General features: G+C 28.2%; 12 protein-coding genes. 5 read left to right on the plus strand and 7 right to left on the minus strand.

Annotated elements, in window-relative coordinates:
- The first annotated feature begins 1 nt into the window (after position 1).
- Together BST83_RS16955 and BST83_RS16960 are read left to right on the plus strand one after the other, a co-directional pair.
- Positions 2–916 carry a FecR family protein gene (locus BST83_RS16955; RefSeq protein WP_104810953.1) on the plus strand — a complete coding sequence of 305 codons (915 nt, stop codon included), beginning with the start codon at positions 2–4 and terminating at the stop codon, positions 914–916.
- Positions 879–3,437, plus strand: coding sequence for a TonB-dependent receptor (locus tag BST83_RS16960; RefSeq protein WP_240614846.1), 2,559 nt, complete (start codon positions 879–881; stop codon positions 3,435–3,437). The genes BST83_RS16955 and BST83_RS16960 overlap by 38 nt, the downstream gene beginning before the upstream one ends.
- Positions 3,438–3,440: 3 nt before the next feature.
- Here the strand turns inward: BST83_RS16960 and BST83_RS16965 are convergent, their stop codons facing one another.
- From BST83_RS16965 to BST83_RS16975, 4 genes are all read right to left on the minus strand, one after another.
- Positions 3,441–3,881: a GNAT family N-acetyltransferase gene (locus BST83_RS16965; protein ID WP_104810954.1), complete on the minus strand. Its 441-nt coding sequence runs from the start codon at positions 3,879–3,881 to the stop codon at positions 3,441–3,443.
- A gap of 42 nt (positions 3,882–3,923) precedes the next feature.
- Positions 3,924–4,358: a ribose 5-phosphate isomerase B gene (gene rpiB, locus BST83_RS16970; RefSeq protein ID WP_104810955.1), complete on the minus strand. Its 435-nt coding sequence runs from the start codon at positions 4,356–4,358 to the stop codon at positions 3,924–3,926.
- 593 nt (positions 4,359–4,951) lie between these two features.
- Positions 4,952–5,125 carry a hypothetical protein gene (locus BST83_RS19965; protein ID WP_170062812.1) on the minus strand — a complete coding sequence of 58 codons (174 nt, stop codon included), beginning with the start codon at positions 5,123–5,125 and terminating at the stop codon, positions 4,952–4,954.
- Positions 5,126–5,365: 240 nt separating this feature from the next.
- Positions 5,366–6,295 carry a diacylglycerol/lipid kinase family protein gene (locus BST83_RS16975; RefSeq protein WP_104810956.1) on the minus strand — a complete coding sequence of 310 codons (930 nt, stop codon included), beginning with the start codon at positions 6,293–6,295 and terminating at the stop codon, positions 5,366–5,368.
- Between the two features lie 113 nt (positions 6,296–6,408).
- Here BST83_RS16975 and rnr point away from each other — a divergent pair, with 113 nt between their 5' ends.
- From rnr to BST83_RS16990, 3 genes are all read left to right on the plus strand, one after another.
- The gene (gene rnr / locus BST83_RS16980; RefSeq protein ID WP_104810957.1) at positions 6,409–8,628 is read left to right on the plus strand and encodes a ribonuclease R; all 2,220 of its coding nucleotides are present in this window, start codon (positions 6,409–6,411) and stop codon (positions 8,626–8,628) included.
- A gap of 158 nt (positions 8,629–8,786) precedes the next feature.
- Positions 8,787–9,479, plus strand: coding sequence for a head GIN domain-containing protein (locus BST83_RS16985; RefSeq protein WP_240614847.1), 693 nt, complete (start codon positions 8,787–8,789; stop codon positions 9,477–9,479).
- 44 nt (positions 9,480–9,523) lie between these two features.
- A complete protein-coding gene (locus tag BST83_RS16990) occupies positions 9,524–9,709 on the plus strand; it encodes a Sec-independent protein translocase subunit TatA/TatB (protein ID WP_104810959.1) in 186 nt (61 codons plus the stop codon).
- Positions 9,710–9,792: 83 nt separating this feature from the next.
- Here BST83_RS16990 and BST83_RS16995 read toward each other — a convergent pair whose 3' ends face one another.
- The 3 genes from BST83_RS16995 to gltX form a co-directional block, all read right to left on the minus strand.
- Positions 9,793–10,716: an SPFH domain-containing protein gene (locus BST83_RS16995; RefSeq protein ID WP_104810960.1), complete on the minus strand. Its 924-nt coding sequence runs from the start codon at positions 10,714–10,716 to the stop codon at positions 9,793–9,795.
- Between the two features lie 189 nt (positions 10,717–10,905).
- A complete protein-coding gene (locus BST83_RS17000; protein ID WP_104810961.1) occupies positions 10,906–11,421 on the minus strand; it encodes a hypothetical protein in 516 nt (171 codons plus the stop codon).
- A 2-nt stretch (positions 11,422–11,423) separates the two neighbouring features.
- Positions 11,424–13,007, minus strand: a complete 1,584-nt coding sequence (gene gltX / locus BST83_RS17005) for a glutamate--tRNA ligase (RefSeq protein ID WP_104810962.1) — start codon at positions 13,005–13,007, stop codon at positions 11,424–11,426.
- Positions 13,008–13,066: the final 59 nt, after the last annotated feature.

Raw genomic sequence — 13,066 nt, forward strand, 5'->3', positions numbered from 1 at the left:
GATGGAAGATAAAAACGACTTACTAAAATGGCTAAACAGAGAAACCTCGGATGAAGATCTTGTGCGCTTAAAAGAAACGGACAATTTTAAAACTTTAGAAAAAATTGCGCATTATTCGGCGCAAATAGAAACACCAAAAGTTGATGTAAAAGAAGCGCTTGCAGCTTTAAAAATAAAAACACAAAACAGTTCTAAAAAAGGAAAAGTTTTACAATTTAATTTTAAACAATTGTATAAATATGCAGCAGCGATTGTTGTTTTATTTGCAACATCCTATTTTTTATTATTTAACAATACGGCTAGTTTTAAAACGGAGTTTGCCCAAACAAAAACCTTTAATTTACCTGATAATTCTGAAGTAGTTTTAAACGCAAATTCAAAAATTATCTATTCTAAAAAGGATTGGGAAAAAAGCCGAAACCTAACTTTAGAAGGAGAAGCTTATTTCAAGGTTCAAAAAGGGAAGAAGTTTACTGTAAATACAGCAATTGGAGAAGTAACTGTTCTTGGAACTCAATTTAATGTAAAGGAAAGAGCAAACTATTTTGAGGTTAAAACCTTTGAAGGTTTAGTAAGTGTTACTTATAAAGGTAAGGAGGTAAAGTTGCCTAGAGGAACCATTTTTAAAGTAGTAAACGGTGCAATTGATGCCGCAAATACTTTTGATGTAAACGAGAAATCTTGGTTGCAAAAAGAGTCTAATTTTAAAAGTATTGCGCTGCGTTTTGTTTTAGCTGAAATCGAAAATCAGTTTGAGTATACAATTGAAACAAAAGATGTTGATTTAGACATTTTATATTCTGGTGGTTTTACACATACGGATATAAATATTGCATTGCAATCTATTACAATTCCCATGCAATTATCATATAAAATTGATGGTAAAAAAATTACCATTTTTAATTATGGTACATAAAACACATCTTTTTATTATCATATTTTTATTAATGGTAAGTGTTGCTTTTACTCAGAATTCTTCTGATAAAGTAACGCTTTCTTCTTTGATACCAACACTTGAAAAAACCTATGACATTAAGTTTTCGTATTCTGATACCGATATAAAAAACATTTTTATTGAGCAACCCAAAAAAAAACTTTTAATAGAAGAACTCCTAACTTTTTTAAACGAAAAAACGTTTTTACAATTTAAAACTTTAGACAACAGATATGTTACAGTTTCGTTTTTAAACAAGTCTATTTCTATTTGCGGAACAATTTTAGAATCAGAATCATTAATACCATTTGTATTAGCATCCGTAAAAGTAAATGGCTATAATTTAGGCACTACCACCAACAATGAAGGGATTTTTTATTTAAAAAATGTTCCTGTAAATGCAATGTTAAGTATTTCTTTTATCAGTTTTAAAACAAAAGTAATAGCTGCTAAAGAATTGTTTTCTAATTCAAGTTGCAAACAATTATTTTTAGAAGAGGAAACCGAGCAATTATCAGAAATAACTATGCCAAGATTTTTAACTTCTGGTTTGCAAAAAAGTGCAGACGGAAGCGTGGTTTTAAACACAGAAAAATTCGGAATTCTTCCTGGTTTAATAGAACCAGATATATTACAAACTATTAAAATTTTACCAGGTATAGAAAGTGTAAACGAAAGTATTTCTACTATTAATATTAGAGGCGGCACAAATGACCAAAACTTAATACTTTGGGACGGAATTAAAATGTACCATGCTGGTCATTTTTTTGGATTGATTTCTGCCTACAATCCTTATTTAACGAAGAAAGTTGCTGTTACTAAAAATGGAACAAGTAGCGCTTTTTCTGACGGAGTTTCATCAACCATAAATATGGAAACTTCAAACAGAATTACAAATACATTTTCTGGCGGAGGAGGTTTTAATTTATTAAGTGCTGATGCTTTTTTACAAGTTCCAATAAAAGATAATTTAGAGGTCCATGTTTCTGCAAGAAGATCTTTTACAGACCTCATAAATACACCAACTTATACTAATTATTTTTCACGAAGTTTTCAAGATAATTCTATCTCTTCTAATTCTATAAACAACGCTGAATCAAATTTTTACTTTTATGATTATTCTTTTAAAGTTTTATATGATTTGAATTATAAACACGCAATTAGAACTAATTTTATCTATATAAAAAACAGTCTAGATTATAAAGAAAAATACGCCTTTAACAACACAATAATTGAAGAAGATAGCGATTTAAAGCAAGAAAATTTAGGTGCAAATATTACTTGGAATGCCAATTGGAATGCTAAATTTTCCACCAATTTATCTGCCTTTTTTTCTGATTATAAAATAAATTCATCCGATTATAATAGAGATACAGATCAATTTCAAACGCAGTTAAATAACGTTTTAGAAACAGAAGTAAAACTGAATTCTACCTATGAATTTACAGATGATTTACATTTTAAAAACGGACTCGTTTTTAACGAAATAGGCATCACAAATACAACCACTGTAAATGCACCAACTTTCTCTAAAATAGTGAAAAATGTATTGCTAAAAAGTGCTTTTTATTCAGAAATTGAATATCAAAAAAAGAATACGTTTGCAAGATTTGGAGTGCGTTCTAACTACTTTCATAAGTTTCAAAAACTGTTAATTGAACCTAGAATTAACATCCGACAGAAATTAAATTCAGAATTCTCCTTAAAATTAGAAGGAGAGTTTAAAAATCAAACTACCGCCCAAAAAATAGATTTTGAAGATAATTTTTTAGGAATCGAAAAAAGAAGATGGATTCTTTCTGATGACGAAAAAACACCAATTATAAAAAGTAAACAAGCTTCTTTTGGTTTAGAATATTCTAAAAATAAATTTTATATAGATATTACTGGTTTTTATAAAAAAGTAAACGGAATAACAGCTGCTAATCAAGGGTTTTATAACAACACGCAAACCTTTAATTCTATTGGTAATTATGATGTAAAAGGTATAGAATTTTTAGTGAATAAACAAACTGAAATTATGAGTACTTGGGTAAGTTATACCTACTCTAAAAATAACTATACTTTCGATGTTTTTAATCCTCAAACCTTTTCTAATAGTTTAGATATTTCGCATTCCTTAAGTGCTGCATTTAATTATAATGTAACCGAAAATTTAAAAGTTTCTTTTGGTGGTGTTTTGCGTTCTGGAAAACCCTATTCAAAACCTATTGAAGGCAATGAAACTATCCAAAATGGAAATAGAACTATTGTAAATTATAACAATCCTAACCAAGAAAGATTAGCTAATTTCTTTAGAATTGATTTGTCTGGAAGTTATGATTTTAATTTTTCGGAGGCTGTAAAATCTACTATCCGTATTGGTTTTACCAACCTTACTGATAAAAAAAATACGATAGATTCTTACTATGTTGTAGATAATTCTAACACAAATAATGTAAGAAGAGTAGATAATTTTTCTTTGCCTTTTACCCCAAATTTAAGTTTTAGAGTAAATTTTTAGTAATTATAATTTATTCATTCTAATATGCGGAATTCCGTCTTCTAAATAACCTTCACCAACTTGTTGAAAACCATGATATTCATAGAATTGTTTTAAATATACTTGAGCAGAAATCGTAATTTTATCAACCTTAAAATGAGTTTTTACAGCTTTAATAGAAGCTTTCATTACATCATGCCCAAAACCATATTTACGTTCATCAGCAGCAACAACAACTCTACCAATACTTGCATTATCAAAATAGTCTCCTGGTTTAAAAATACGAGTGTAAGCAATTATTTTATCATTTTTTACACCAAAAAGATGCAATGCTTTTTGATCTTTAAAATCTAAATCTTGATACACACAATCTTGCTCAACCACAAAAACTTCTGAGCGTAATTGTAGAATTTGATACAACTCGTGAGTTGTAAATTCATTAAATAATTTTATTTTGAAATCCATATTAAAATCTCTCGACTGCGCTCGAGATAGTATTTTAGTTAATTATCCGGCACAAGAAATTTTACTCACTCTATTTTGATGACGGCCACCCTCAAATTTAGTAGTAAGAAAGATATCTACAAAACCGATAGCTTGCTGTAAAGAAACAAAACGCGCAGGAATTGCTAATATATTTGCATTATTATGCTGTCTTGTTAAAGCAACCAACTCATTATTCCAACACAATGCAGCTCGTATACCTTGATGTTTGTTTGCGGTCATTTGTGCACCATTACCAGAACCACAAATAATGAAACCTAATTCGGCTTTACCCATTTCTACAGCTTCTGCAGTTGGATGAATTGCATCAGGATAATCCATAGAATCATTTGTATCTGTTCCAAAATTTAGAACTATATATCCTTTATTCTCTAAATGTTTTATAATTTCGAATTTGTATTCAGTACCTGCGTGATCGTTACCAATGGAAATTGTCATAATAAATTGATTTTAATTATGTTGTGATAACAAAAGTACAGAAACTAACGGTTATCAACAGTTATAAACAATTAAAAATTTATCATTTTTAATAACCTTTTAATTTTTAACTCTTTAGCTATATTACTAAATTGTTAAGAAGTATCCGTAAAGTTTTACAAGTAAATTTGGTGAATTAAAAATTTATTACAATACAGCGAGTAGTTTAACATATACAATTTTTTTTATGAGTTTTTGATAAAAGTTTATCAACATAAAATTTACAATTTATTTACATTGAAAGGTATATTAATTATTAAAAAAAGTTGGTTAATTACTGTTTGTAAGTTTTGTTAATAACTACATTTTTTAGTTGATTTTAAACTATTTAAATAATTCATAACATGTAGATGGTTTTTAATAACTCATTATTAAAAGTAAAATAGTAAAATTTTATAGTAGCTATTCACACACTATTATAAACACCATTGTTTTTTAAAATTTTAATAAAATAAATATAATTATAATATAGAATGTTTATAACTATTAAAAACATGAAATTTTAAAAATCAAAAGTAGTTTAAAATAAAAAATATTTTGAAATTTAGAAAAAGTTAAACCGTTTTCTTTTTTACTTTTAAAAGATATAATGTGTCTTTTTGAATTTCTACGGCTTCTTCTGTAGTTTCAATTTTATTTAAAGAAGTATTTATACTAATTGCAGTTACAATAATACCTGTAATAAATATAAAAGCGAATAAAGCAATGATTTTATGTAAGTTTTTCATCTTAAAGTTATAACCTCTTTTTATAAAGACGTTTTATTTTAACAAACGTTACAATTTTTTTAAGACTTATTTAACTATATTGAACTCTATTTTAAAAACTACGAAGTAGTGTATTAAAATTGCAAGTTGTATTAATCCGTTGAAAAACGGGATCTTAATTTTATAATTTTGAGATTCTTCTTTCGGTCCTCATTTAGAATGAAAAACGTAAGGTCAATCAGAATACAGTGATGAATCTTTTTAATTTACCACAAAACGAACCGCTTTTTCTATAATTGTTACAGTCACTTTTCCTGTGCTAATTAACTCCCCATCCGCTTGAATAAAAGGTTTGGTAGTTTTCGGAATTACAGTTATCTTTTTTGTTTTATACGTTTCAATTTTTTTATGATGTACTATATTTCCGTCATATAATTTTTTAATGTTGTAGATTAAATCAAATAAATTAAGATTTTTAGCAATGGTAATATCAAAAAAACCATCCGAAGGATTTATATCTTTTGTAAATTGCATACCACCTCCAGAGAATTTACAAATTCCAAAAAGTGTCATTAAACAATTAGTTTCTATTGTTTTATCATCAAAAATAATTGTAAAAACAGACTTTTTATAAAATAATAAACCAGAAATTCCGGCTAATAAATAAGCAACAGCACCAAAGCGTTTTAAGGAATTTAGTTTGTGAACAATATAACCGTCGTAGCCTATACCAGCTATATTATTAAAGTAAGAAATGGTTTTAGTATCCGTTTCTAAAGCCCCAATATCTTGTAAAATTGTTTTATTTCTGTAGATGATTTCTATTGCTTTTTCTGCATTATTTGGTATGTTATAAGTCTTTATCCAATCATTTCCAGTTCCTAAAGGAATCACTGCAATAGTTATATCAGAAGTTTTTACATACCTTTGCAATATTATTCCGTTTACTACATGATGTAGTGTTCCATCTCCACCAATCGAAATAATATTTCTAAAGCCTTCTTGGATTGCAGTAGTTACCAATTCAATTTCGTGTTTAGAAAACTGTGTAAAAGCAACAGAAAAGTCTATTTTTTTGTTGGTTAATAATTGTTGAATTTCCTTCCATTGTTTAGAAAAATTCCGATTTCCAGAAGTAGGATTTGCAATTATAAACCAAGAGCCAGCCTTGTGCTTGACGAAATGAGACATAAATAATAATTTAAAAGGCCAAAATACAATAATAGTTTTGATAACTATTTTTTAATAGTCAATCACAGTAAAAAATTGTAATTTAGTATCATATAATAAGAAGTAAGAATTAAATGACAAAAAAGAAGAAAGGTATATTTAAAAAGAAAGGGAATGTTGTAAAAGACTTAACCAAAAATATATTTAAAGTTTTGAACGAAGACAGTGAAAAGTTTTATAATTATAAACAAATTGCTGCAAAATTAAAGATTTCCGATACAGATGGTAAAACCCAGTTGTTAAAGAAATTAGCAGAATTAACAGCTACAAAAAAAGTAAATGAAATAGACCGAGGTAAGTTTCAAATTAATAAAGATAGAAAATATTCTGTGGGTACCTTAGATATTACATCCAACGGAAATGGGTATTTTATTACCGATGATTATGAAGACGATATTTTTATACCAAATATAAATCTTGGTAAAGGTTTACATCAAGATACTGTAAAAGCGTATGTTTATGCAAAACGAAGCGGAAAGAAATTAGAAGCAGATGTTGTTGAAATTTTAGAACGTGCAAAAACGGAGTTTGTTGGTGTTTTACAAATGAATAAAAATTTTGGTTTTGTAGTGCCTGATAGTAATAAAATGTATGCTGATATCTTTGTATCGCAAAACAATATTAATGGTGCAAAAGATGGCGATAAAGTTCAAGCTACTATTGTAGATTGGCCAGAAAATTCTAAAAATCCGTTTGGTAAGATTACTACAGTTTTAGGTAGACCAGGAGATCATAATACAGAAATGCATTCTATTTTATTAGAATATGATTTGCCTTATGAATTTGAACCAGAAGTAGAGAAAGAAGCAGAAAGTTTATCCATAGAAATTACGAAAGCAGAAATTGCAAAACGTAGAGATATGCGTAAAGATTTAACTTTTACAATAGATCCAAAAGATGCAAAAGATTTTGATGATGCATTATCATTTACAAAATTAAAAAATGGAAATTACGAAATAGGAATTCATATTGCAGATGTTTCTCATTATTTAGAACCAAAAACTATTTTAGATGATGAAGCTTATAAACGTGCAACATCAGTTTATTTAGTGGATAGAGTAGTACCAATGTTGCCAGAAATGTTAAGTAATGGTGTTTGTTCTTTAAGACCAAATGAAGAAAAATTAACCTTTTCTGCAGTGTTTGAAATCAATAAAAAAGCACAAATTATTGGTGAGTGGTTCGGTAGAACGGTAACGTATTCTGATCAACGTTTTGCTTATGAAGAAGCACAATCTATTATAGAAAATTGTAAATTATCGGATGACATTCAGCCCTATACAATGCCTGTTGATATTTCTATTATTGATAAAGAATATACAGTAACTCCAGAAATTGTAGAAGCAACTTTAAAAATGGATGAATTGGCTAAAATTCTTCGTAAAAAAAGAATGAAAGAAGGCGCTATTTCATTTGATAGAGTAGAGGTAAAGTTTAATTTAGATGAGAACGCAAACCCAATTGGCGTTTACTTTAAAGAATCTCAAGATGCTAATAAATTAATTGAAGAATTTATGTTGTTAGCAAATAGAAAAGTTGCTGAGTTTATAGGTTTTTCTAAAGGAAAAGCAACAAATAAAACCTTTATTTATAGAGTTCATGATGAACCAGATATCGAAAAATTAACTTCTTTACAAAACATCATAAGTAAATTTGGATATAAAATAAATACAGAAACAAAAGAATCAACATCAGACTCTTTAAACAAGTTGTTAAGTGATGTTCATGGTAAAGCAGAATCTAACATGATCGAAACTTTAACTATCAGAACAATGTCTAAAGCGGTATATACAACCCAGAATATTGGTCACTACGGATTGGCTTTTGGTTATTATAGCCATTTTACGTCACCAATTAGACGTTATCCAGATGTAATAACACATAGATTGCTTCAGCATTATTTAGATGGCGGAGATTCTCCAAAAGTAGATAAGTATGAAGAAAAGTGCAAACACTCCTCTAAAAGAGAAGAATTGGCTTCTAAAGCAGAAAGAGATTCTATTAAGTACATGCAAGTAAAATACATGCAAGATCATAAAGATGAAATATTTGAGGGTGTTATTACTGGTGTTACAGAATGGGGAATTTACGTAGAAATTTCATCTAATAAATGTGAAGGAATGGTTAGAATTAGAGATATAAAAAGCGATTATTATATTTTTGATGAAAAACAATATGCTATTGTTGGGCAATCTACTAAACATATTTATCAATTAGGAAATGAAGTAAAAATTAAAGTAAAAAACACGGATTTAGAACGTAAGCATTTAGATTTTAACTTGATAGAAGATTAAAAAGAACGAGAAACAAATACATAATTTAAAAATGCACCAATTGGTGCATTTTTTTGTTTTCGATAAGATTAATTTATTCATCTTTGCTATAATAAAAGATGAATTAACTCTTTATACTAGTATATTTATTGATTTAAGTATGATAATTAAATTTTAAAATGATGAAAAAAACAATCTTTATATGTGCTTTATTAGTTAGTTTTAATTTTTTAGCACAAACTATGGTAACCAATAATTTAGGAGATTTTACAACCTTAAAAGTTTATAATGGTATAGAATTAGAGTTGATTAAATCTAACGAACAAAGGTTAGAAATTACAGGTGAAAAATCTGAAATGGTAAAAATTAAAAATGTAGATAATACTTTAAAATTATCTTTACCTTTTTCTTTAAAACCAGAAAATAATGCTGCAAACGGTCAAGTTATAATAAAACTTTATTATAATTCAATAATTGCTGTTATTGATGCTAATGAAGGTGCAACAATTACTGGAAAAGAAATAAAGCAAGACAAATTAGAGGTAAACGTTCAAGAAAGAGCGTTTATTAATTTAGTGGTAAACATAAAACATTTAAATGTTAGAGCTTCTTCTGGCGGAATTATAAAATTAACTGGAACAACAAAAAATCAAGATGTAGACGTAGATTTATATGGAATCTACAATGGGTTTACTTTAGAAGCTTCAGCAAATTCAACAGTTTATGCTGGTACGGGAGCTAAGGCAGAAGTTTTAACAGGCGAAACTTTAAATGCAAAAGTAAGTTTTGGTGGCTCTATTTTTTACAAAGGAAATCCTGAAGTTTTAAAAGATAAAAAAATAATAGGAGGTATTATTCAAAAAAGAAATTAATAAAAACCTTTTTGTATCTTTGTATTATCAAAATAATATAACACATGTATACTTTAAATATTTTTTTAGGAATTGTAGGACCTTGGCAAATAGCAATTATTGTTGTTTTAGTTTTATTAATGTTTGGTGGCAAAAAGATACCAGAATTAATGAAAGGTTTAGGTGGTGGACTTAAAGAGTTCAAAAACGCTGCTAAAGAAAGTAAAGAAGATTCTGAAGAAAATAAGTAATCTAAATTTATTTTAATAAAATAAAAAAGCTCAATTTGTTTTAAACAAATTGAGCTTTTTTAGTAACAATAATTAAAATTAATTTAAGCTTTCTTTTTAGGTTTTTGGTTTTTCATTGCCTCACCAATTTGATTACTTGCAGTAAAACTTGCAACCATATCATTTAACATCGTGCTTCCTGCTTGTGGTGTATTTGGTAGTAAAATTAAATTACTATTTGTATGTTGTCCAATAGATTGTAAAGTATCGTAATGCTGTGTTACCACAATTAAGGCAGATGCTTCTTGAGAGTTGATACCAACTTTATTTAAAACTTCTACAGATTCTTCTAAACCACGCGCAATTTCACGTCTTTGATCCGCAATACCTTGTCCTTGTAAACGTTTGCTTTCTGCTTCTGCTTTTGCACGTTCTACAATTAAAATACGTTGCGCATCACCTTCAAATTGAGCAGCAATTTTTTCACGTTCAGAAGCGTTAATTCTGTTCATTGCTATTTTTACTTGAGGGTCTGGATCAATATCGGTTACTAAGGTTCTAATAATATCAAAACCATAATCTTCCATGGCATCATTTAATTCTGTTTTTACAGCAATGGCAATGTCATTTTTTTTCACAAAAACATCATCTAATTTCATTTTAGGTACTTCTGCTCTTACAACATCAAAAACATACGAAGTAATTTGATCGTGAGGATAATCTAACTTATAAAAAGCATCATATACTTTTTCAGAAATAACTTTGTATTGCACAGAAACTTTTAACTTTACAAAAACATCATCCAACGTTTTAGTTTCAATAATTACATCTAATTGTTGAATTTTTAAACTCAATCTCCCTGCTACTTTGTCTATGATAGGAATTTTTAAACGTAAACCAGATGGACTAATAGTGTTAAATTTTCCAAAACGTTCTAAAATAGCTGCAGTTTGTTGTTTTACAGTATAGAAAGAAGCAAATAGAAAAAGGCCGATAAGAACTATAATGATTATTGCAATTGGTGACATAGTAAATTTTTTAAAAGTTAATAATAAATCTATGTAAAGATACTGAATTTTAATAGTTATCTATATGACGTATTTTGTTAAAAATGTTACATTCTTACTAAAGAAAACCCTGTATAAAGATTTTTATACAGGGTTTTCTTTATTTTTTTTGATTTAATTATTTTTCTTCTGGTTTTGTAAAATTTTTATTTAATTTTTATTATACTTAATCCACTTTCTATATTGTTTTTCAGAAATAATACTCTTCATATTTGCATCTAATTTTTTATCTTCTTCTTTAAGAGTATTACTAATTGGCTCCAAGTTATCGTTCATTTTTTTGACAACCTCTGGTTGCTGAGAAAAGTCACCACTTTTCATAGAAATTTTTTGAAAATTTTCTACCATTTCTTTGGTACTTCTTAGTAAAAAACTATTTATTCTGGTAATACCTTTAACATCTTTATTATATGCAGTTAAAGTTTTAGAAAATAATTGTCCTGCGTCGGATGTTAATTTTATACTTGATTTTTTAGCAGCTTTTTCAATATCGTACACTACAATTCCCAAGTATTTTTCAACTTCAAAATTTGGTTCTGGTGCTTTTTGTTGTGTCTGTGATATATCTCCTTGACGCTGCCCTTGCCCATTTCTTTGTCCGTTTCTAAATTGTGCTTCAGCTGCAAATGCACAACACAAAACAATAAGTAAAATAAGTTTTTTCATGATTACATGTTTTTTATTGCGTTTTCTATTCTTTTAATACTCTCTTCTTTGCCAATCATTTCTATAATATCAAACAAATGCGGTCCTTTTAAAGCGCCTACTAAACTTAAACGCAAAGGTTGCATTACTTGACCAAAACCAATTTCCTTGGTGGTAATCCATTCTTTAATTTCCTTTTCAGTATTTGCAGATGAAAAGTCTTCAATTTTAGAAATAACAGCAATTAATTGATGCATAATTTCTGATGTATTTTCTTTCCAGTTTTTCTTTGACGCTTTCTCATCAAATGTTGTTGGTGCTTCAAAAAAGAAGCTGGATAATTCCCAAAAATCAGCAACAAAAATAGCTCTTTCTTTTATGGATGCAACTACTTTTTGAACGTATAATTCGTCATAACGAGCAGTTTTCAAAGAAGTTATTTTATCATTAGAAACACTTTTCTTTGTTTCACTCTCAATGAAAAATCCTTTTTCTGATAAAATTGGTAGGTATAAATCAGTTAATTCTGCATCATTTTTTTGCTGCATATATTGTTGATTAAACCACTTTGTTTTATCTGGATTAAATTTGGCGCCAGACTTACTAACTCGTTTTAAATCGAAAGATTTTACTAATTCATCCAAAGAAAAAATTTCTTGCTCTGTTCCAGGATTCCATCCCAAGAAAGCCAACATATTTATAAACGAATCTGCAAAATATCCTTCTTCTTTATATCCTTTAGAAATTTCGTCTGTTTCTTTATTTGTATAGGATAAAGGAAACACAGGGAACCCTAATTTATCCCCATCTCTTTTACTTAATTTTCCTTTACCAACCGGTTTTAGAATCAATGGTAAATGTACAAATTTAGGAGTATTCCAGCCAAAAGCTCTGTATAACAAAACATGTAAAGGCATCGAAGGTAACCATTCTTCACCTCTAATTACATGGCTAATTTCCATTAAATGATCATCAACAATATTTGCTAAATGGTAGGTTGGCATTCCATCACTTTTAAATAAAATTTTATCATCTAAAGTATTGGTATCGATCGTAATTTTTCCACGGATTTCATCTTCCATTTCCAAAACTTCATCTTGCGGAGATTTAAAACGGATTACATAATTTTCTCCAGCATTTATTTTCGCTTTTACTTCATCAGCCGTTAAAACTAATGAATTTATAAGTTTACCTTTTGCCCGATTATGCCAATTATAAATAAAAGTTTTACCGTTTTCTTCATGGTCTTTTCTTAGAAAATCTAGGTCTTCGGATGTATCAAAAGCGTAGTATGCCCAGCTAGAATTTATTAAAATAGCTGCATATTGTTTGTATAAATCTTTGCGTTCAGATTGTTTGTAGGGACCAAATTTTTCGTTTTTATTTGGACCTTCATCAAAAGGAATATTGCACCAGTTTAATGAATCTATAATATATTTTTCTGCATTTGGTACATAACGCGTTTGATCTGTGTCTTCTATTCTTAAAATAAAAGTTCCGTTATTTTTTTTAGCAAATAAGTAATTGTATAAAGCTGTTCTTACACCACCAATGTGCAAAGGTCCTGTAGGACTTGGTGCAAAACGAACACGAACATTAGATTCCATTTTCTTTGTTTTTTTCAAGTTACAAAGATAGTTTTTCTATGAAAAATAGCCATGAATTC

Source organism: Polaribacter filamentus (assembly GCF_002943715.1).
Taxonomy (GTDB): domain Bacteria; phylum Bacteroidota; class Bacteroidia; order Flavobacteriales; family Flavobacteriaceae; genus Polaribacter; species Polaribacter filamentus.

Excerpts from the sequence above, each read along its gene's own strand:
- rpiB (WP_104810955.1), bottom strand. The coding sequence starts at position 4,358 with ATGACAATTTCCATTGGTAACGATCACGCAGGTACTGAATACAAATTC.
- BST83_RS16955 (WP_104810953.1), top strand. The coding sequence starts at position 2 with ATGGAAGATAAAAACGACTTACTAAAATGGCTAAACAGAGAAACCTCG.
- BST83_RS17000 (WP_104810961.1), bottom strand. The coding sequence starts at position 11,421 with ATGAAAAAACTTATTTTACTTATTGTTTTGTGTTGTGCATTTGCAGCT.
- rnr (WP_104810957.1), top strand. The coding sequence starts at position 6,409 with ATGACAAAAAAGAAGAAAGGTATATTTAAAAAGAAAGGGAATGTTGTA.
- BST83_RS16995 (WP_104810960.1), bottom strand. The coding sequence starts at position 10,716 with ATGTCACCAATTGCAATAATCATTATAGTTCTTATCGGCCTTTTTCTA.
- BST83_RS16985 (WP_240614847.1), top strand. The coding sequence starts at position 8,787 with ATGATGAAAAAAACAATCTTTATATGTGCTTTATTAGTTAGTTTTAAT.
- BST83_RS16990 (WP_104810959.1), top strand. The coding sequence starts at position 9,524 with ATGTATACTTTAAATATTTTTTTAGGAATTGTAGGACCTTGGCAAATA.
- gltX (WP_104810962.1), bottom strand. The coding sequence starts at position 13,007 with ATGGAATCTAATGTTCGTGTTCGTTTTGCACCAAGTCCTACAGGACCT.
- BST83_RS16965 (WP_104810954.1), bottom strand. The coding sequence starts at position 3,881 with ATGGATTTCAAAATAAAATTATTTAATGAATTTACAACTCACGAGTTG.
- BST83_RS19965 (WP_170062812.1), bottom strand. The coding sequence starts at position 5,125 with ATGAAAAACTTACATAAAATCATTGCTTTATTCGCTTTTATATTTATT.
- BST83_RS16975 (WP_104810956.1), bottom strand. The coding sequence starts at position 6,295 with ATGTCTCATTTCGTCAAGCACAAGGCTGGCTCTTGGTTTATAATTGCA.
- BST83_RS16960 (WP_240614846.1), top strand. The coding sequence starts at position 879 with ATGGTAAAAAAATTACCATTTTTAATTATGGTACATAAAACACATCTT.